This is a genomic window from Salinibacterium sp. ZJ450, assembly GCF_011751885.2.
GTDB lineage: Bacteria > Actinomycetota > Actinomycetes > Actinomycetales > Microbacteriaceae > Ruicaihuangia.
The window spans coordinates 1,578,718-1,597,642 of the sequence record NZ_CP061771.1 but is presented as its reverse complement, the minus strand read 5'-3'; the positions used below and the strand labels follow the sequence as shown (position 1 = coordinate 1,597,642).

Sequence of the window (18,925 nt, the reverse complement as noted above, 5' to 3'; positions counted from 1 at the left end):
GTACTGCTAATTAGCAGCCCTATGTGACCGGACCCGTGAGGGGGGTGAACGACCGTTCCTCCCAGTGTCACCCGCTGAGGGGCGTAGCGTCGGGCGTATGGGCGCTCGTCACGACGTGCAGCGGTTCCTCCACCGTGGCGCGCGCATCACTCTGGAAAAGGCCCGCTTGGCCGTATTCGGTGGCGAGCGGCGGTTGCCTGGCCGTCGTCGTGAGGAAGTCGCTCAGATCGCCGGCGTGAGCACGGCCTGTTACACCCGGATGGAGCGTGGAGACCTTAGTGGGGTGTCCGAAAGCGTGCTGCTCGCCCTCGTCCGCGCACTCCAGCTCGATGAGGCAGGAACCGTGCACCTGTTCGACCTGGCCAAACGGCAACCGGCCCCCAGCGTGCGCCTAGGGCCGTTTCGGTAGACACGCTATCCACGAATCAGACCCACCAACTCCTCACCAGGACCCACTGGACGGCCGACGCCGCATATCGCGCCGGTCTCAACCGAAACGGAGGCCGCCTTCTTGGACGCACTGGCGTGTCCGTCAGCCCGCTCGCGCTCGGCGCCATGATGTTCGGCCCTTGGGGCAACGACGACCGTGATGCGGCCATCCGGATCATCCACCGCGCGCTCGACGCCGGCATCAACTTCATCGACACCGCCGACATCTACTCCGGCGGCGTCTCCGAAGAGATCGTCGGCGAGGCCCTTCGGGGCCGCCGGGACGATGTCGTGCTCGCCACGAAATTCTTCTCCCCGATGGACGATGACCTCAATCACCGCGGCAGCTCGCGGCGGTGGATCATGCAGGAGGTCGAGAACTCGCTGCGGCGCCTGGGCACCGACTACATCGACCTGTACCAGGTGCACCGACCCAACCCGAACGTCGACATCGAAGAGACGCTCGGCGCTATGACCGACCTGGTCCGTCAGGGCAAGGTCCGCTACATAGGCTCGTCCACGTTTTCCGGCAGCGAGATCGTCGAAGCACAGTGGGCGTCGCGTGAACGTGGCCTGGAGCGGTTCGTGACCGAGCAGCCGCCGTACTCGCTTCTCGTGCGCGGGATCGAACTCGACGTGCTGCCGGCGATTCAGAAATACGGCATGGGATCCCTTAGCTACAGCCCCCTCGGTGGAGGCTGGTTGTCCGGCTCCTGGTCAAAGGACGCCGCCCCGACGTCGCCTGCGCGAAAGCGTCTCGCAGCCCGGTTCGACATGTCGACGCCCGCGAACAGGCGGAAGCTCGAGATCGTCGACGGGCTCGCGCAGGTCGCTGAGGATGCGGGGCTGACAATGATCGAACTCGCAATCGGGTTCGTCATCAACCACCCCGGAATCACGTCCGCGATCATCGGCCCCCGCACGCTCGAGCAGCTCGAATCGCAGCTGCCCGCCGTGAAGGTGCACCTATCCACCGAGATTCTTGACCGGATCGATGCCCTCGCGGCGCCCGGCGTGACCGTTAACCCCGCCGACCATAGCTACGGTGACAACACCCTCACCCTCACGGCCCGCCGCCGCTGACACCGATCTGTTGGGGGTCGCTTCGACGGCCCAACGTTAACGACCGCATTCAACGACAATCACAAACCGTCGCGAGCCAAGCTCGCGACTATCTTCTCGTTGTCACGCCATACCGGGAGGATTTACTCAACGATCCCGCCACGAAGCGCCGGAAGACAGCCGCCACTGAGCGCGACGATCCACGAATCAATCACTCGCTGAAGGTCCCCAGGTAGCTCTCGTCCGACATACAAGCGCCCGCTTAGGGTCCGGCTTGCGGAAAGGATCGCGGGGGCGCCGAATCCTTCGCGCAGGTTGCAAACACTAGCGGTGTTGTCAGCGCCGTCACTTCAAGGCATCCCGCGTAGCGTCGTGCCGAGCCCAACCGGCTCCAGTGCGCACGTTGAACGGTCTCGGTGGTCGACCGACAGACGGACCCTTTGCGCGGTGTGCGTGGCCCCCTAGCGCGGGCGTCTGGTTGGGTCTATGTTCCGGAGCAGCGAGCGTTGAATCTCGCCTAGCTCGAGCGTTGAATCTCGCCTAGCTGCCCGGGAGTTGCATTATGAAGGTCGATCGTCACGCGCGCACGATGTTGCCGATTCCGGACCGGCCCGCGCCGGGCTTGACGACGTATGACGCGAAGAATCCGGACACGACTTTCCCGCCGATCGAGCCGCTGCTCCCGCCGGAGGGCGCACCGAATGTGCTCATCGTGCTGATCGATGACACCGGATTCGGCGCGGCCAGCGTGTTCGGGGGGCCGTGCCACACACCGAACGCGGAAAAGCTCGCCGCGGGCGGTCTGAAGTACAACCGCTTTCACACGACCGCGTTATGTGCGCCGACGCGCGCTGCGATGCTCTCCGGCCGGAACCATCATTCGGTCGGAATGGGCAGCGTTACAGAGACCGCGACCTCGGCGCCCGGCAACAGCTCGTTGCGGCCGAACACGAAGGCGCCGCTCGCGATGACGCTGAAGTTGAACGGGTACTCGACGGCCCAGTTCGGGAAGTGTCACGAGGTTCCGGTATGGCAGTCCTCGCCGATGGGCCCGTTCGATGCGTGGCCGTCCGGCGGCGGCGGGTTCGAAACGTTCTACGGGTTCCTCGGTGGGGAGAACAACCAGTGGGATCCGGCGTTGTTCGAGGGGACGACCCCGGTGGAGCCGCCGGCGACTCCGGAGGAGGGCTACCACCTGACGGAGGACTTGGCTGATCACGCGGTCAACTGGATCCGCACCCAGAAGGCGCTGATGCCGGACAAGCCGTTCTTCGTGTACTTCGCACCGGGGGCGACCCATGCCCCGCACCACGTGCCGAAGGAGTGGGCGGACAAGTACAAAGGACAGTTCGCCGACGGGTGGGACGTGCAGCGGGAGCGCACGTTCGCGCGGCAGAAAGAACTGGGGGTCATCCCGGCGGATGCCGAGCTCACTCCGCGGCATGCCGAGATCCCAGCGTGGGATGACATGCCCGAAGCGCTGAAGCCGGCGCTTGAGAGGGAGATGGAGGTGTATGCCGGGTTCCTCGAACACACCGACCATCACGTCGGGCGGGTGATCGACGCGATTTACGACCTCGGGCTGCTCGAGGACACACTGATCTACTACATCGTCGGAGACAACGGTGCGTCGGCCGAGGGTACTCTCAACGGTGCGTTCAACGAGATGGCGAACTTCAATGGCATGGGTGCCATCGAGACACCGGAGTTCTTGGCATCCAAGATCGATGAGCTGGGCTCGCCCACCTCGTACAACCACTACGCGGTGGGGTGGGCGTGGGCGATGGACACCCCGTTCCAGTGGACCAAGCAGGTCGCCTCCCACTGGGGTGGCACCCGCAACGGCACCATCGTGCACTGGCCGAACGGCATCGAGGAGAAGGGGGGGCTGCGAAGCCAGTTCACACACTGCATCGACGTCGCGCCGACCATCCTCGAGGCCGCGGGGCTGCCCGAACCGAGCATGGTCAACGGAGTGCAGCAGTCGCCTATCGAGGGCACCAGCATGCTCTACACGTTCAACGAGTCGGCATCTGCCGAACGCCACGACCTGCAGTACTTCGAGATGTTCGGCAACCGTGGCGTGTACTTCAAGGGCTGGAGCGCGGTCACCAAGCACCGCACCCCGTGGGTGATGGTCGGCGGAACCATGCGGGCGTTCGATGACGACGTCTGGGAGCTGTACGACGGCAGCACCGACTACAGCCAAGCCCACGACCTCTCCGCCGAACAGCCCGACCGGCTGCACGAGCTGCAACGGCTCTGGCTCATCGAAGCGGTCAAGCACAACGTCCTCCCGCTCGACGATCGTCTCCTCGAGCGGGCCACGCCCGAGATGGCGGGCCGCCCAACCCTGATCCGCGGCAACTCCCAACTGCTGTTCGCCGGGATGGGGCGGCTGACCGAGAACAGCGTGGTGAGCATCAAGAACAAGTCGTTCTCCGTCACCGCCGAAATCGACGTCCCCGAAGCCGGATGCGAGGGCGTGATCATCGCCCAAGGCGGCAGGTTCGGCGGGTGGAGCCTCTACGTCACCGGCGGGAAGGCCACGTTCGTCTACAACCTGCTCGGCATCCAACAATTCACCACGACCCCCGACCTGACCATCCCGACCGGGACGCACCAGGTCCGGATGGAGTTCGGCTACGACGGCGGCGGCCTCGGGAAAGGTGGGGATGTCAGCCTCTACTACGACGGCGACGCCGTCGGCAAGGGCAGGGTCGATGCCACCCAGGCGATGATCTTCTCCGCCGACGAGACCACCGACGTCGGCTATGAATCCGGCACAGCCGTCAGCGCCGACTACACGCCCAAGAGCAGCCGATTCACCGGCAAGATCAACTGGGTGCAGATCGACCTCGGCGACGACGACCACGACCACCTCATCGACCCCCAGGAACGCCTCCGCGTCATCATGGCCCGACAGTAGGGCCAACCAGCTCTGAGAATTGCGCCGGACCCATCACAGATCTATCGACCGCTCGCGGTCACAAGCCGATCGGCAATCGTGCCAGTCGGATCGGGTTGACTTCCCGAAGGCCTCGGTGTCACTTCCGCGGTCCACGTCCGCGTATTGGCACCGATCGTCAGAGCTGAACCGGTCAGATCGGTTCAACTACAGGGACCAATCCGCCACGACTCAATGGACGGCTCTCGCCTGTCGCCGATAGTTCTGGATCAGGATCAGGATGCTGACTCCGAAGACCCATGCAGGGAAGACCAGGGTCACCCAGAGACTAAGGCTGGTGACGAAGAGCAGGACGATCGCCACGGCATAGGTCACGAAGGCAAGCCATCGCGGCATGACTCCGGTGCGCAGCCACATCGTGCCCAGAGAGATCAGCAGCACTCCCGCCATCCGCAGCGCGTAGATATTGGTCACCTGCACCATGACCGCCCGCCCGAAGGTGGCCACTTCGGCACGACTGTCCTCGTCGGTGAGGAACGGCACGGTGGCGACGATCCCACCGGCGATCGCGGCTGAAACGAACACCATGGCGAGAAACAGGAGCCCGCTCCCGATGAAGACCGATGAGAAGAGTTGGTCTTCCGTCTCTTTGAAGCGATCGCGCACGACGCCCATGAACCACAGGAAGGCGATGCCCGCGAAGGGAACGAGGGACAGCCCGATCGTCAGGCGGGTCGCGGCGCCGTCGTCGTCGTCGTCGAGCCAGTCTTCGGCGGACGAAAGCTGCTCAGGGAGCGACGTCCGCATGAGAATCAGCGCGGCGCTGAAGAGGACGGCGAACAGCACCCCGGCGAGCGCGGCGGCGCGGGGACTGTCCATCCGTCGGCCAGGATCGCGGTTGCTCGACGGTTCGGTCATGGGCAGCTCCGTCCGCCGTGTGGTGCACTGCCAATGCTATTCGACGTCCACGTTTCGTGATAGACGCGCGCAGGACCGGTCCGCGGCGGCGCCGCACAGGTCAGAGTCTGGTCGGGAAGGTCAGCAGCGGAATCACTCCGACGAGTGCGAGTGCCCCCGCGACGCCGCGCACAATCCGCGAAGCCAGCGGTGATCTACCCCGCTGAGCGATCACCGCGAGGAAGCCTACGATGCGCCCTAATCCGCTATCCACCGCATCCCGCACGGCCCGACGCCCGCAATCACTCGAACTGGGCGAATTAGTTCGGCGCCTCGGTGTCAGCGCACAGTAGGTGGCCGAAGCGGCCCGTGGAACGGACGCCGGGATCGTGGGCCCGCACCAAGACCCTCAGCGGCGCTGTCGCGGTGTCCGCGGGAGTATACGCGCCCAAGCGGACCGGCGGACACCCCATGGAGCACCACACTCAACAACACCGTGAGTGCGACGACGGAAACGGCTTGGCCGACTACCTCCAACTCGCCGAGCTGCTCGATGGCCAGCAGCGCGAATACGACCGAGGCGAGCCCGCGGGGCCCGAACCAACCCATGAAGAGAACGGTCCCCGTATCCAGCCGCGTCCCGAGGAGCGCGAGCGCGACGGGAACGATGCGGATCACCGTGAGGCTCAGCACTGCGAAGACGAGGGTCCACACCGAGAAGTACTCGAATGCGACCGGCACCAACGCCGCACCGAAGAGGAACCAGACGACTAATGCAAGCGCTTCACCGAGCAGTTCCGGGAGCTCCGCGACCTCGTCGAGGTCGACACCGTTCCGCGACGAAACGGCTCCGAAGGCGATCCCCGCCACGAACGCCGCGATGAATCCGTTGGCGCTGAACGTCACGGCGAGCGCGTAGCTAGCGAGGGCGGCGGCGAGCGTGGCGAGGCGTCGGCCCCCATGAACGACCCAGAGTCGCCGCGATCCGATAGCGATGAGCTTGGCGCTAACCAGCCCGACGGCTAGGCCGACCAGGATCCCGACTGCCAGCTCGAGCAGCGGTCCGAGCGCCGCGTGCTCTCCACCCGCGATCGCGAGCTGATCCGCAGCAACGGCGAGGGTGAAGATGACGATCGGGGTGACGATGCCGTCGTTGAGCCCGCTCTCGACATTGAGAGCGCGGCGTACCCGCATGGGAATCCGCTTGTCATCGATCACTTGGGCACTGAGTGCGGCATCCGTGGGAGCCAGCGCTGCGCCCACGAAGCCCGCGAGTGCCCAGGAAATGTCCCCAAACACCAACGCCGCGCCGAGGGCGCCGAGTATTACCGTGAGCGGCAGACCGATTCCCAAGAGGCGTGCGGGTATCCGGATGTCGCGCCGAAGCGACGCGACATTCACACGCGCCGCATCCGAGAACAGCAGGAGCGCGAGCGTAATCTCCGTAAGGAGTTGGATCGAAGGCGCCTCGATGTCAATGGGGACGGGGCCCCAGGTCTGGTTGGCCAGGACGAAACCGGCCACCGAGAACACCAGCGGACCACTGATATTCCAGCGTGCCAGGCGATCCGATAACACGGCCCATCCGAACACCATCGCCATGAGCACCGCGAACGAGGATTCCGTCACCGGCTCGTCCTCTCCCGCCGAGCAACGCCCATCGAATGATGGTCACGGCTGGGTTCAAACCACTCAACGCGAACTCAAACCCAAGCGCATTGTACGACGCGGGAGGAAGACTCTCATCACGTAAGTCAGGTGAACTTCTCGGCGACGCTCCGGCTTGCGGGTCCTTCACCGGCATTGGCCCGGCATCCGAGATCTCGCGGAAACCTTATTGCAGGAGAGTGAGCGCTTGGTGGCTCCCCATTGCAGGACCCTCGGTTACCGATCGACGGGATGGCGATGCTGTCACTCAACCCGTACCCGTTCGCGTCACCGGCTCGGCGTCATCACACTGCCCGGACGCTGAACGGGCAACCTTGACCGACTCACTAAACCGGACCGTGATCAACGGCATCATCTTTGATTCCACTACCGAGACTCGCCTCGGCATAATCAGGTGTGCGGGATGCATTGGTGTCGGTCGCCATTCAGCTGGACGTGTCATGCCGACTCTTGGGAGAGGATGGGATCGTGAGACAGCGCCGATTCCCGAACCGCGTTTATGGACAGGGCACGGAACCTGACCCGCGTTTCAGTCTTGCGAACGAGCGCACCTTTCTCGCTTGGATCCGCACGTCGCTCGCGTTACTCGCCGCCGGCGTCGCGCTCGAAGCCTTGCAGCTTCCAATTCGAGAGGACCTGCGTGCGGCCTCCGCTGGGATCTTCATCGCGCTCGGCACGCTCGCGCCGTTGACTGCCTGGATAGGCTGGATGCGCACCGAGCGATCCATGCGGCTAGAACGACCGATCCCGGCGCCGTCTTTGGCCGCGCTGTTGAGCGCGGGTGTAATCGTCGCTGCCCTTCTTGTAGCCGTTGGCATGCTGCTGTGACCGACGAGAAGGTGTTCGATCCCGGGCTGCAACCAGAACGCACCCTGCTCGCCTGGCAACGCACCGTGCTCTCTTTAGCCGTGGCCGGCGTACTGGCCGCCCGCTTTGCTGCTCCCCAGATCGGCCTACCCGCAGCCGTTCTGGGCCTAATCAGCGCAGCACTCTCGATTGCCGCATATGTAGGCGTCCGCTATCGGTACCGCCGCGCACACACAGGCTTGCGCGCCGCTGAAACATTGCACAGTCTTTCGGCATGGCCGCTAGCTGCGCTTGCCGGGTCGACATTTACGCTGGGCATAGTAGCCGCGGTCTACGCGCTCGGCGTTGCTGGCGAGTAAGGGTAACTCCCTGAAGGGCTATCTCGCTCCCGAGCGAGGAGTTAAACATGGGGTCGCAAGCCGTCTACCCGAGGAAGGCCGGGTTCGCCTCGCACACGTCCACCACCGAACCAAACGCCCATGTGTCGGCCGTCACCGTGGCGAGAATCTTCAGGCCCGCACGTTCCGCATTCCGCGCGTAGTCTTCACCGACGAGACCTGCCTCTTCTGAACGACCGGATCAGGCACCTCGCGCCACTCCTTCTCGCTGGGACCCAAGCACACGAGCGCTTTCATGGCGGCTCCTTCTCGTCGATGAGCGGATGTCTGGTGGAAACCGACGAACGCGGCGGTTCGCCGACGCCATGTGCTGGCGAGCGTAGGCCGGCGCGATCAGCGGGGAAGGACCTACCGCAACACCGCACAATACGGCGCGCCTGAAAACACTCAGGCGCGCCGTTCTTGCGTTAAGCGCGGCCGCTGAAAGACGTGAACGTCACTGGCCAGCCAGCGAAAGCATCCGGAAACGAAAAGGCGACCCGAAACGGATCGCCTTTTTCAATATTCCTCGGAATATTCATTTCGGCCCGGAAACACGGGGGAGTGGGACGCGCTGCCAAGGAGGCATTCCACGCAATAACACTCGAAATTCCACGTCCACGATGCGCCCCCGCAGCGCGGATCAATCGCGCCGACAATACGGAAGAACCCCCGGCTGAAAGCCGGGGGTTCATGCATGTCTCAACCAGTACCCGCCAGCCGAAGCTGGAAGATCGAAGCCTCGCGCCGAAGCAGAGGTCAGGAATCAGCGGTAGCTACGCCCTTGGGGCCCTTCACCCGGTTAGAGCGCCTCCAGCACACTCACGTAGTTCGCCACCGCCAGACCGCCCATATTGTGCAGGGCGGCGCGACGCGGATTCGGCAGCTGCATCTCGCCGGCCGTCCCTGTGAGCTGCATGGCGGAGATGACGTGCTGCGAAACGCCTGTCGCGCCCACCGGGTGACCCTTCGACTTCAGACCCCCCGACACATTGATGGGCAGCTTGCCGTCGCGGTAAACCCATCCCTCATCCAGTGCGCGACGGCCCTCTCCAGGAGAGGTGAGTCCGAGCACCTCGTAAAGAATCAGTTCAGCAATGGTGAAGCAGTCATGCACCTCGGCGAACGACAGGTCGTCGAGTCCTACACCGGCCATCGTGAGCGCGCGATGCCAGGCGGCCGCGCTGCCGGCGAACTCGGTCGGGTCGCGTTTCTCCGCGGGCAGGAAGTCGTTGGCGTGACCAAAGCCGGTGAGGCGAACGCCGGCGGTGACAGCATCGCGGGAACGGCTTCCGGCGGCGGAGATGACAACCGCCGCAGCGCCGTCAGACACCGGCGAGCAGTCGCTGCGGCGCAATGACCCTGCGACGATCGGATTCTGGGCTGACACCGTCTGGCAGAACTCCTCACTCAGGTCTTTGTGCAGGTGGGCGTACGGGTTCGCCATGCCATTGTGGTGGTTCTTCGCGGCGATGGCGCCCATCGGGTCGCCGGCTGGTCCGTGGCGGCCTTCATAAGCCGCAGCCACCGTGGCGAAGAGCCCAGCGAAGCCCGTACTCGACGGTTTTCCGGCCATTTCGTAGTCGGCGCCAAGCAGCGCAGCGCCCACCTTGTCGGCACCGGCGGCGGTCATCTTCTCGGCGCCGATAACGAGCACCGTCTTCGCCGTACCGGCCAGCAGCGACTTCACGCCCTGCTGAAACGCCGCCGAGCCTGACGAGCATGCGTTCTCCACCCTGGTCGCCGGCACGTTTGCCAGGTCGGGCGACACCTGCAACGCCAGCGACGAGGCGAATGCGAGCGGCTCCATTCCGGCGTTGAACTGGCCGACGTAAATTTCGTCCACGTCCTTCGCCTCGATGCCGGCATTCTCGATTGCCTCGCTGGCCACACCGACGATGAGCGACTCCAACGTTTCGTCGGTCAGTTTGCCAAAGCGGGAATGCCCCCATCCGGTCAAGAGGATGTCGGTTCCAAACTGTCCTGCGAGGGTCATGCACGTGCCCCTTCGGTGGCCGCGACGTCCGCGTCTATGGTGGTTGCGATCGTCACGGTCGGCCTGCTCGCTGCCGTGAAGTCGCTTCGGCGGAGCGCGATGAGGGCGATGATCGACGCGATGCCGGTTGCCACGAAGAAGTACACGGGCGAGGTGATGTCGCCGGTTTCGGCAATCAGCCAGGTCGCGATCATCGGCGCGCTGCCGCCGAACACCGCAACGGGAACGTTGTATGCCACGGCGATGCCGGTGGATCGCACGCGTGTCGGCAACAACTCGCTCATAGTGGCGTAGGTCGATGAGGCGTACAGGCCGAAGAGCAGCGCGGTGGCGAGCAACGGCCAGATGAAGGTGGCGGGGGTAGCCCCTGGCCCGGCGAGGAAGAACCAGATCATCGCGGCGGTGCCGAGCACCGCGATGACCAGCAGGAACGGTTTCCGGCCGAACCTGTCGGTGAACATGCCGCCGAAGGGCATCACGACCGCCGCGAGCAGGCTAGCCAGGAAGACATACAACAGCACAGTTCCCGAATCGAAGCCGAGGATCTTGCCCATGAACGTCGATGCGTACGTCAGCACCAGGTAGAAGATCGAGCTGTGCAGGGTGATGATGAAGAACACCAGCGCCAAGGCACGCTTCCACTGGAATACCTCGCGCAGCGGCGCCTTTGAAGTTTGGCCGGTCTCCTGCAGGGCGCGGAACTCCGGGCTGTCTTCGAGCTTCAGACGAATGTAGAGCGAGATGAGGCCGAGTGGTCCGGCGATCAGGAACGGGATGCGCCAGCCCCACGCCTGCATCACCTCGGGGCCGACCAGGAAGGTCATGCCGTTGGCGACGACGCCGCCCAGCACCAGGCCAAGCACCGCGGTAACCATCAACCAACTGGTCGAAAACCCGCGGCGACCGGGACCGGCGTACTCGGAGATGAAGCTGGTGATCGTGCCGATCTCCCCACCGGCTGAGAAGCCCTGAACGCAGCGGATCAATACCAGCAGGATCGGCGCGCCGACGCCGATCGCCTCGTAGGTCGGCAGCACTCCCAGCAGGAAAGTCGAACCGGCCATCAGGATAAGCACGGTCACCAGCGTCTTGCGGCGGCCGAGCTTGTCGGCGAGCGGCCCGAAGAACAAGCCGCCAAGCGGTCGGATGAAGAAGCTCAGTGCGAACACCGCGAAGCTGCTGAGCAGGCTCGTCACGGGGTCGTCGGAGACAAAGAAGGCTTGGCCGATGTAGACCGCCAGAAACCCGTAGATTCCGTAGTCGTACCATTCGATCAGGTGGCCCGCAGAGGCGCCGACGAACGTGCGGCGTCGTTCCCTGCTGGTCGGTTGTGTGATTACTGGAGTGTGCGTCATTGCGTCAGTCCTTGTCGTGGGTAGTGATGTGAGTTGCCCGCAGGGCGATAATGCGCAACGCCAGTTGGCGCTGAATCGCGACGTCGGTGTCGCGCCAGCTGACTCCGGTGATCTGATCGATCCGCGCCAGCCGCTGATGAACGGTGTTGGGGTGCAGGTATAGCGATTCGGCTGCCGCCACCACGTTGGAGGAATGGCGGTACACCGACTCCAGCGTCGACAGCAGCTCGGTGCGGTTCTGCTGGTCGTGGTCGAGTAATTGCCCGAGCACGTCTCGGATGAACAGGTCGAGGTCCTCACTCGTGCTGTTGGCCAGGATGGTGGGAAACGGGGCGACACGGGAACTGTCGGATCCGTGTCCGATGCGTCCGAGGGCGATCAGAGCGCTCGCGGTGTTCCGCGCTTCACGTACGGCGTCGCCGAGCGTGGCGGGGGTCACAGACAACCGGCTGGCGCCCACCGTTATAGCATCGTCGACCGCCGTCGTGAGCGCCGCGGCGGTGTGTTGAGCCGTCTGGTCGGCGTTCCCGCCGGGCAGCCAAAGCAGCACACAGCCCTCCAACTGGCACGACAGGCCTTGCTGCTGTTCGGCGAACCGGTGGGCGGCGCGGAAGAGGTCGTACCGGTGGGTCTCGTCGCGAGGTACGGCGAGTAAGACCGTGTCAAGTGTGGTGATGTCGGTCGAGACCGTTGCACGCAGCAGTGCGGCGCGATCACCGGTCGGATGGCGCAGAAGTTCGGAAACCAACGTGGCGGTGGCCTCGCGCGATGAGCTCAGGCTGGCCTCCAGTGATTCGACCATGAGTGTGCCGACGGATGCCGCGCGCACGAGCATTTGGGAGGCCTGTGTGTCGTCCCGCTTGTCGCCGTCGGAGTCCTCACGGTGAAGCATGTAGCCGAGCGTTGAGTCTCTTGTTGACAATGGTTGGACGTTCCAACCGTCCTCCGACGCGGGCAAGTCATCCTCACCGATGCGCGCCAGTTCCCGCTTGCCTTGGTCGCACAGGACGATTGTTCCGCCGAGTGCCGCCTGCGTCACCGAGGCAAGATCCTCCAGCGATCCGCGGTTCATCAGGAGCGCCATCAGGCGATCCTGCAACTCGAGAATCGCGAGTGATGTTCCTTCGCTGGCCCGCAATGCCTGCAGTGCTTCCTCAAGTTCCTCCACGGTCTGCTGGTCCTGCGCGTGTACCGTGGCGTTCTCGATCAGCACGCCGGCGTGCTGGGCGAGCGAGAACAGCAGTTCGGCGTCTTGGGGCCGGTAGTTGTGCTCGTGTCGGTCAGCGGCGAGCAGCAGCCCGACAACCCGACCTGCCCGCAGCACGGGTACTCCGAGTATGGCGCGCAAGCCTTCCTCGATCGTCGCGGAGTCGATGGTGCCGGTATGGGTGTAGCGGGAATCGATCAGATAGTCAGAGGTCCAGCTCGGCCGTTTGCTGCTGGCGATGTAGCCGGAAATCCCCTCACCTGGCTCTACTTTCAGCCGGCTGAAGGCGTCGCTCATGATCCCCTCCGACACGTGCATCAAAGCGACACCGGTCCACTGATCGAAGGTAAGAAAGTAGGCGACGTCTGCCATCAGGAGTCGGCGACTCCGAGACACGATGGATTGCAGCACCTGATCCACCGCGTCAAGGCCCGCGATGTCCCGCACGGATTCGCTCAAGCGCACCAGCGCGCGTTCGCGGTCTTCGAGTTCGTCGATCCGCGTGCGTACCTTGACTGCTGCGGCGACCAAATCCCTATCCACCGCGTTCATGCCGGTGTTGGCGCCGTACTCCTGCAACTCGGCAGTGGTGGCTCCGTTGGCGAGCCGGGCGAGCAGTTCTGCGTCGAGACGCATGCCGGAGTTACGAACGTCGGCGGTCATGCGCTGGCCTTCTCGCTCGCTTGCACCGCTGCCTGAAGCTGAAATCGTCGGATTTTGCCCACGCTCGTGCGGGGGAGCTCGTCGATGACGGTCCATTCCCGGGGTCGGCTTTGCGGTGGCAGGTTGAGCTCCGCCCACGCCATCAGCTCGGCGGGCACCGGTGGCTCCTCTGGATCGCGCGCCACGACGAATGCCACGGGCACCTGGTCTCGAATGGGGTCGCTCTTCGCCAACACCGCAGCCTCGAGCACGCCCGGTGCCTGAGCGACCACCGACTCCACCTCGGTCAGGCTGACGTTCTCGCCCGACACCTTGATCACGTCGTCGACCCGCCCGACGAAACGGAGCGTGCCGTCGGCGTCGGCGCGGGCGAGATCACCGGTACGGAACCACTGCTCGCCATTCCTGGTCGAGAAGGAGCGCGCGGTGGTGGCCGGGTCGTCGAGGTATCCCGCGAACACGTCGTCACCGGCGCTCCCGCGGACGGTCATCATGCCTGGTTCGCCCTGCGGAACCAGCTCCTCGGTGACCGGGTCGAGCAGTTCGATGGTCCGGCCGGGAATGGGCGATCCGATGACGTCAGGCCGGGGCGCGGTACCCAGGTCAGCGGTGACAATGGCGCAAGTTTCGGTCATGCCGTACAGCTGGCGAGGCTGGCACCCCACCCGCTCGGCGAACTCGCGGTAGTGCTCCTCGCCCAGGCTCTGCGCGTACCAAAGGTGCTCAAGTTGCAGGTGCGGTGCGTCATCGGGCCGCCGGGCGAGGATCATCCGGATCGGCGCCGCGAACAGGCTGGCGTGTGTGACTCCAAGGTCAGCCGCCTGCTGAAACCAGCCCGATGCTGAGAAGGCGGAGACGAGCGCAACACTGGCCCCGGTGGCGATCGCCGGGCTGAAGCAGTAGAACTGCCCATTTGCGTGGAACATAGGCAGGGTGACCAGCCAGCGGTGCTGCGGCTGCAGGTTCACGAGGTTCGCCATGGAGTGTGCAAGTCGCACATAGTTGCGCTGCGTGAGCATCACGCCCTTGGGCTCCGAGGTCGTGCCTGAGGTGAACATCACGGCAAGCCGGTCGGTTGGCGAGACCGCTGCCCATTCCAGAGACACGTCACGAGCATCGTTTAGGGCCAGGAGTGGAGAGCCGGGCAGTGCGTCTGCGGCCGCTTCCGTGAGCTCGATTGTGAGCGTTAGCTGGTCTGCCGATCCAGTTAGATACGCGTCCCTCCTACTTGCTGCATAGAACCCCACCTTCGGCTGGGTTCTGCGGATTTGCGAGGCAATGTCGCGCGACGTCGATGCCGGATCCACCGGCACGATCCACGCGCCGAGTTTGGCCGCAGCCAACCACAGAAGAACGAAGGCGGGAGAGTTTTTCAGCGCCACGTGCACGGAGTCGCCACGCAGCACGCCTAGATCGGCCAGGCGTCTCGCTGTCTGAGAGACCAACCGGTCGAACTCGCCGTACGTCCATTCAGCCGCACCCTCAGCCGGCTCGCTGAAAATCAGGAATGTGCGGTTGCGGTGGCTGTGAACAGCGCCGCTCCACAATTCGTGGAACGTCTCGTCGGTCGGATCTTGCATCAAAAGCGCCTTTGCTCGGAACATTCGACCACATATGGCCGAATACAAGTGACCGTCAGACTACGTCAGCATTGCCGGCTCCACCCTGTGATGCTCTCACTGAGATAGGGCATCGCAATGTGGCCGGATCACATTCTCCCGGGAGGTGAGGAAGTGTGGCTGCCACGTCGAACGGCTGCCCGCAGCCTGGCGTGGTCCGGCGCCGCTGAGAGTCGGCAATTGGCCCTTTGCCGGACTCGGGAAGGACCGATCGGCAGACCTCCGCGAAAGAGGAACACGAAGAAAGGCCGGATCCCGAAGGATCCGGCCCACTGTCTCAACACAGTTTCTTGGAAATATGGTTTCGAGACGCTCGCTGACGCTCGCTCCTCAACCAACGAGGATGATCGATTTGTTTGTTGTGTCCGAGGGGGGACTTGAACCCCCACGCCCTATACGGGCACTAGCACCTCAAGCTAGCGCGTCTGCCATTTCCGCCACCCGGACGAGTGTCTTGGTTTGTTCAACCGAGAGACGACATTAGCACGAATCCGCACACGACTTTGACGCCCGATAGCGTTGGGGGCATGGCATCCGACACCCACGCTGACGCGCTCGACTCGACCGCGCTCATCGCCCGCGATCTGATCCGATTCGACACCACGAATTTTGGAGAGGGACGCTCTAATGGCGAGACGGATGCCGCGGAGTACGTCGCCGCGCATCTGGAGGCACTCGGCCTCACCGCCGAGCTGATCGACTCCGAGCCGGGACGCACCAGCGTCATCACCCGGGTGCCGGGCGCCGACTCGGCCAAGCCCGCGCTCGTGCTGCACGGCCACCTGGACGTGGTGCCGGCCGACCCCGCCAACTGGAGCGTCGACCCGTTCGCCGGCGAGATTCGCGACGGCATGCTGTGGGGCCGCGGCGCCGTGGACATGAAGAACATGGACGCGATGATGATCACCGCGCTGCAAGAGATCCTCGGCAGCGGCCGGCAGCCCGCCCGCGACCTCGTCGTGGCGTTCTTCGCCGACGAGGAGGCCGGGGGAGTGCTGGGCTCGGCGCACCTGGTGAAGACCCGCCCCGAGCTGTTCGCGGGTGCCACCGAGGCGATCAGCGAGGTCGGCGGCTACTCCATCACACTCGCCGGCAAACGGGCATACCTGCTGCAGACCGGCGAGAAGTCGCTGCTCTGGATCAAACTGGTGGCCCGCGGCACCGCCGCGCACGGCTCCCGGGTGATCCGCGACAACGCGGTCACCAAACTGGCCGAGGCGGTAGCCACACTCGGCCGGCGCGACTGGCCGATCCGCCTCACCGACACCACCACCGAACTCCTCGCCGAACTCGCCCGCATCCTCGGAGTCGACCCGCAGACGGCCGGACCCGACGAACTCGTTCTGGCCACCGGCACCGCCGCCGGCTTCATCCAGGCATCGCTGCGCACCACGACGAACCCCACCGGGCTGACCGCCGGGTACAAGCACAACGTCATCCCCGACCGGGCCGAGGCGCTCATCGACATCCGAACCCTGCCCGGCGAGGAGGACTCGGTGCTGGCCGAGGTGCAGGAACTGCTCGGCCCGGAGATCGAGATCGTGGTGATGCACCGCGACATCGGCCTCGAGACATCCTTCGACGGTCCGCTCGTTGACGCGGTGAAGAGCACCCTCGAACTGCACGATCCCGGAGCCCCGGTGCTGCCGTACCTGCTCTCCGGCGGCACAGACAACAAGGCGCTCTCGCTGCTCGGCATCAAGGGCTACGGTTTCGCCCCGCTGCGGCTGCCCGCAGACGTCGATTTCCCTGCGATGTTCCACGGCGTCGACGAACGCGTGCCGCTCGACGCATTATCCTTTGGCAGGCGGGTTTTGACCGACCTGCTGCTCAACTACTAACCACGGGAGTCACACGCGTTGCAGTTCATCGAGGCCATCATCCTCGGCCTGGTCCAGGGCCTCACCGAATTCCTCCCCATCTCGTCCAGTGCGCATCTCCGCATCGTCGGGGAGTTCCTGCCGAGCGCCACCGACCCCGGCGCCACCTTCACGGCGATCACCCAGATCGGCACCGAGATCGCCGTCCTGGTGTATTTCTGGAAAGACATCACCCGAATAATCGGGCGCTGGTTCCGTTCGTTCGGCGGCAGCGTTCGCAAGGATGACCCCGACGTGCGGATGGGCTGGCTGATCATCCTCGGCACCCTCCCGATCGTGCTCGTCGGCTATTTCGGGCAGGAGTACATCCGCTCGGTGTTCCGCAACCTGTGGCTGGTCGCGATCGTGCTGATCGTCTTCGGCATCCTGCTCGGCCTCGCGGACCACTACGGCAAACGCAACCGCGAACTGCCCGATATCACCTACCCACACGGCATCTACTTCGGCCTGGCGCAGACCCTCGCCCTGGTGCCCGGCGTCTCCCGGTCTGGTGCGACCACGACCATGGGTCTCGCCCTCGGTTATTCCCGTCCGGCGGCAGCGCGCTACGCGTTCCTGCTCGCGGTGCCGGCGGTGTTCGGCAGTGGTCTGTATGAGCTGGTGAACAGCTTCGGTGAGCCCGAAGGCTACTACGGCTACGCGCAGACCGCCGTTGCCACGGTGGTGGCGTTCGGCGTGGGCCTTGCGGTGATCGCCTTCCTGATGAACTACATCTCGAAGAAGTCGTTCATGCCGTTCGTGATCTACCGCCTCGCGCTCGGCGCTACGCTCATGATCTTGCTGTCAACCGGGGTGCTCGACCCCCTCTAGGATCGAGTCCATGAAGTCCTGGAACCGGCCCGAGATCCCGTCGCTTGCAGGTTCCGGACCGGTTCCGGTGCTCTATGACACGGTTACCGGGTCGCTCCAGCCGGCCGTCGCCGCCGACGGTGTGGCCGGACTGTACGTCTGCGGCATCACCCCGTACGACGCCACCCACCTCGGTCACGCGGCCACCTACCTCGCCTTCGACACGCTGACGCGGGTGTGGCTCGACGCCGGCTACGAGGTGCGCTACGCGCAGAACACGACGGATGTCGACGACCCACTGCTTGAGCGCGCGCAGGCGATCGGGGTGGACTGGCGCCAGCTCGCGAGCGACCAGACCGAGCTGTTCCGTCAGGACATGCAGACCCTCGGCATCATCCCGCCCGACCATTACGTGGCCGTCACCGAGGTGATCGAGCCGGTGGCGGATGCCGTCGGCCGCCTGGTCGAGCAGGGACTCGGTTACCGGGTGGGCGACGACTGGTACTTCGACAGCGTCGCGGCATCCACCGGGTCGTCGTGGACGCTGGGCGAGATCTCCGGCCTTGACCGGGCCACCATGCTGGCGCTCTCGGCAGAACGCGGGGGAGACCCCGACCGTCCCGGCAAACGCGATCCGCTCGACCCGCTGCTGTGGATGAGCGCCCGGCCGGGCGAACCGAGCTGGCCGTCGGCGATGGGGCACGGCCGCCCGGGCTGGCACATCGAATGCTCGGTGATCGCGGAGCGATACCTTGAGATCCCGGTCACCGTGAACGGCGGCGGTTCCGACCTGATCTTCCCGCACCACGAGTTCAGCGCGGCGCACACCGCAGCGCTCACCGCCAAGCCGCTCGCGGCGCACTATTCGCACGCCGGAATGGTGGCCTACCGGGGCGAGAAGATGTCGAAGTCACTGGGCAACCTGGTGTTCGTGTCACGACTACGCGCGGCGGGCGTCGACCCGCGCGCCATCCGGCTCGCCCTGCTGTCCGAGCACTACCGCAGCGACTGGGAGTGGACCGAGGCGCACCTCACCGAGTCGGAGGCTCGGCTGGTGCGCTGGGTCAGCTGGGCGGCGGCCCCGGGAGAGGACGACTCGCTGATCGGCGAACTGCGCACCCTGCTCGCGTATGACCTGGACACCCCGGCCGCCCTGGCCACCATCGACCGGCACGTCGCGCACCAGACGGCGCCGTCGCGGGCCGCGCTCGACGCCATCGACGCGCTCCTCGGAATCCGGCTGCGCTAACAGCGCTGCGCTAGCAGCA

General features: G+C 64.9%; 14 protein-coding genes and 1 tRNA gene. 8 read left to right on the top strand and 7 right to left on the bottom strand.

Translation table 11 applies throughout. The features are described 5' to 3' along the window. Positions 1 to 97: 97 nt before the first annotated feature. The 3 genes from HCT51_RS07560 to HCT51_RS07550 all read left to right on the top strand — a co-directional run bounded on the left by HCT51_RS07560 (position 98) and on the right by HCT51_RS07550 (position 4,420). Complete coding sequence (locus HCT51_RS07560) at positions 98 to 409, top strand: helix-turn-helix domain-containing protein (protein WP_166872253.1); 312 nt, start codon at positions 98 to 100, stop codon at positions 407 to 409. 116 nt (positions 410 to 525) lie between these two features. Continuing rightward, the gene (locus HCT51_RS07555) at positions 526 to 1,512 is read left to right on the top strand and encodes an aldo/keto reductase (protein ID WP_224760728.1); all 987 of its coding nucleotides are present in this window, start codon (positions 526 to 528) and stop codon (positions 1,510 to 1,512) included. 541 nt (positions 1,513 to 2,053) lie between these two features. Next, positions 2,054 to 4,420 carry an arylsulfatase gene (locus HCT51_RS07550; protein ID WP_166872256.1) on the top strand — a complete coding sequence of 789 codons (2,367 nt, stop codon included), beginning with the start codon at positions 2,054 to 2,056 and terminating at the stop codon, positions 4,418 to 4,420. Between the two features lie 210 nt (positions 4,421 to 4,630). Here the strand turns inward: HCT51_RS07550 and HCT51_RS07545 are convergent, their stop codons facing one another. Together HCT51_RS07545 and HCT51_RS07540 are read right to left on the bottom strand one after the other, a co-directional pair. Continuing rightward, entirely contained in the window at positions 4,631 to 5,317 is a 687-nt protein-coding gene (locus tag HCT51_RS07545; protein WP_166872259.1) for a hypothetical protein, read from the bottom strand. Positions 5,318 to 5,635: 318 nt separating this feature from the next. Beyond that, a complete protein-coding gene (locus HCT51_RS07540) occupies positions 5,636 to 6,925 on the bottom strand; it encodes a cation:proton antiporter (RefSeq protein WP_166872262.1) in 1,290 nt (429 codons plus the stop codon). A gap of 507 nt (positions 6,926 to 7,432) precedes the next feature. On the opposite strand from HCT51_RS07540, the gene HCT51_RS07535 reads away from it, so the two are divergent. Together HCT51_RS07535 and HCT51_RS07530 are read left to right on the top strand one after the other, a co-directional pair. Then, the gene (locus HCT51_RS07535) at positions 7,433 to 7,792 is read left to right on the top strand and encodes a YidH family protein (protein WP_166872265.1); all 360 of its coding nucleotides are present in this window, start codon (positions 7,433 to 7,435) and stop codon (positions 7,790 to 7,792) included. Next, positions 7,789 to 8,130, top strand: a complete 342-nt coding sequence (locus tag HCT51_RS07530) for a DUF202 domain-containing protein (RefSeq protein ID WP_166872268.1) — start codon at positions 7,789 to 7,791, stop codon at positions 8,128 to 8,130. Before HCT51_RS07535 ends, HCT51_RS07530 begins: the two co-directional genes overlap by 4 nt. 820 nt (positions 8,131 to 8,950) lie before the next feature. On the opposite strand, the gene HCT51_RS07525 is transcribed toward HCT51_RS07530, so the two are convergent. From HCT51_RS07525 to HCT51_RS07505, 5 genes are all read right to left on the bottom strand, one after another. Further along, positions 8,951 to 10,144: an acetyl-CoA acetyltransferase gene (locus HCT51_RS07525; protein WP_166872272.1), complete on the bottom strand. Its 1,194-nt coding sequence runs from the start codon at positions 10,142 to 10,144 to the stop codon at positions 8,951 to 8,953. Continuing rightward, on the bottom strand, positions 10,141 to 11,499 hold the full coding sequence (locus HCT51_RS07520) for an MFS transporter (protein WP_166872275.1): 1,359 nt from the start codon (positions 11,497 to 11,499) through the stop codon (positions 10,141 to 10,143). The genes HCT51_RS07525 and HCT51_RS07520 overlap by 4 nt, the downstream gene beginning before the upstream one ends. Positions 11,500 to 11,503: 4 nt before the next feature. Then, complete coding sequence (locus HCT51_RS07515) at positions 11,504 to 13,369, bottom strand: helix-turn-helix domain-containing protein (RefSeq protein WP_166872278.1); 1,866 nt, start codon at positions 13,367 to 13,369, stop codon at positions 11,504 to 11,506. Beyond that, complete coding sequence (locus tag HCT51_RS07510; RefSeq protein WP_166872281.1) at positions 13,366 to 14,949, bottom strand: class I adenylate-forming enzyme family protein; 1,584 nt, start codon at positions 14,947 to 14,949, stop codon at positions 13,366 to 13,368. Before HCT51_RS07510 ends, HCT51_RS07515 begins: the two co-directional genes overlap by 4 nt. A gap of 401 nt (positions 14,950 to 15,350) precedes the next feature. Beyond that, a tRNA-Leu gene (locus tag HCT51_RS07505) sits at positions 15,351 to 15,435 on the bottom strand. Positions 15,436 to 15,515: 80 nt separating this feature from the next. On the opposite strand from HCT51_RS07505, the gene HCT51_RS07500 reads away from it, so the two are divergent. From HCT51_RS07500 to mshC, 3 genes are read left to right on the top strand one after another with little or no spacing between them, the layout of a single operon-like run. Continuing rightward, entirely contained in the window at positions 15,516 to 16,829 is a 1,314-nt protein-coding gene (locus HCT51_RS07500) for a M20/M25/M40 family metallo-hydrolase (RefSeq protein ID WP_166872283.1), read from the top strand. Between the two features lie 18 nt (positions 16,830 to 16,847). After that, the gene (locus HCT51_RS07495) at positions 16,848 to 17,678 is read left to right on the top strand and encodes an undecaprenyl-diphosphate phosphatase (RefSeq protein WP_166872286.1); all 831 of its coding nucleotides are present in this window, start codon (positions 16,848 to 16,850) and stop codon (positions 17,676 to 17,678) included. A 10-nt stretch (positions 17,679 to 17,688) separates the two neighbouring features. Next, a complete protein-coding gene (mshC, locus tag HCT51_RS07490; protein ID WP_166872290.1) occupies positions 17,689 to 18,906 on the top strand; it encodes a cysteine--1-D-myo-inosityl 2-amino-2-deoxy-alpha-D-glucopyranoside ligase in 1,218 nt (405 codons plus the stop codon). Positions 18,907 to 18,925 lie beyond the last annotated feature (19 nt).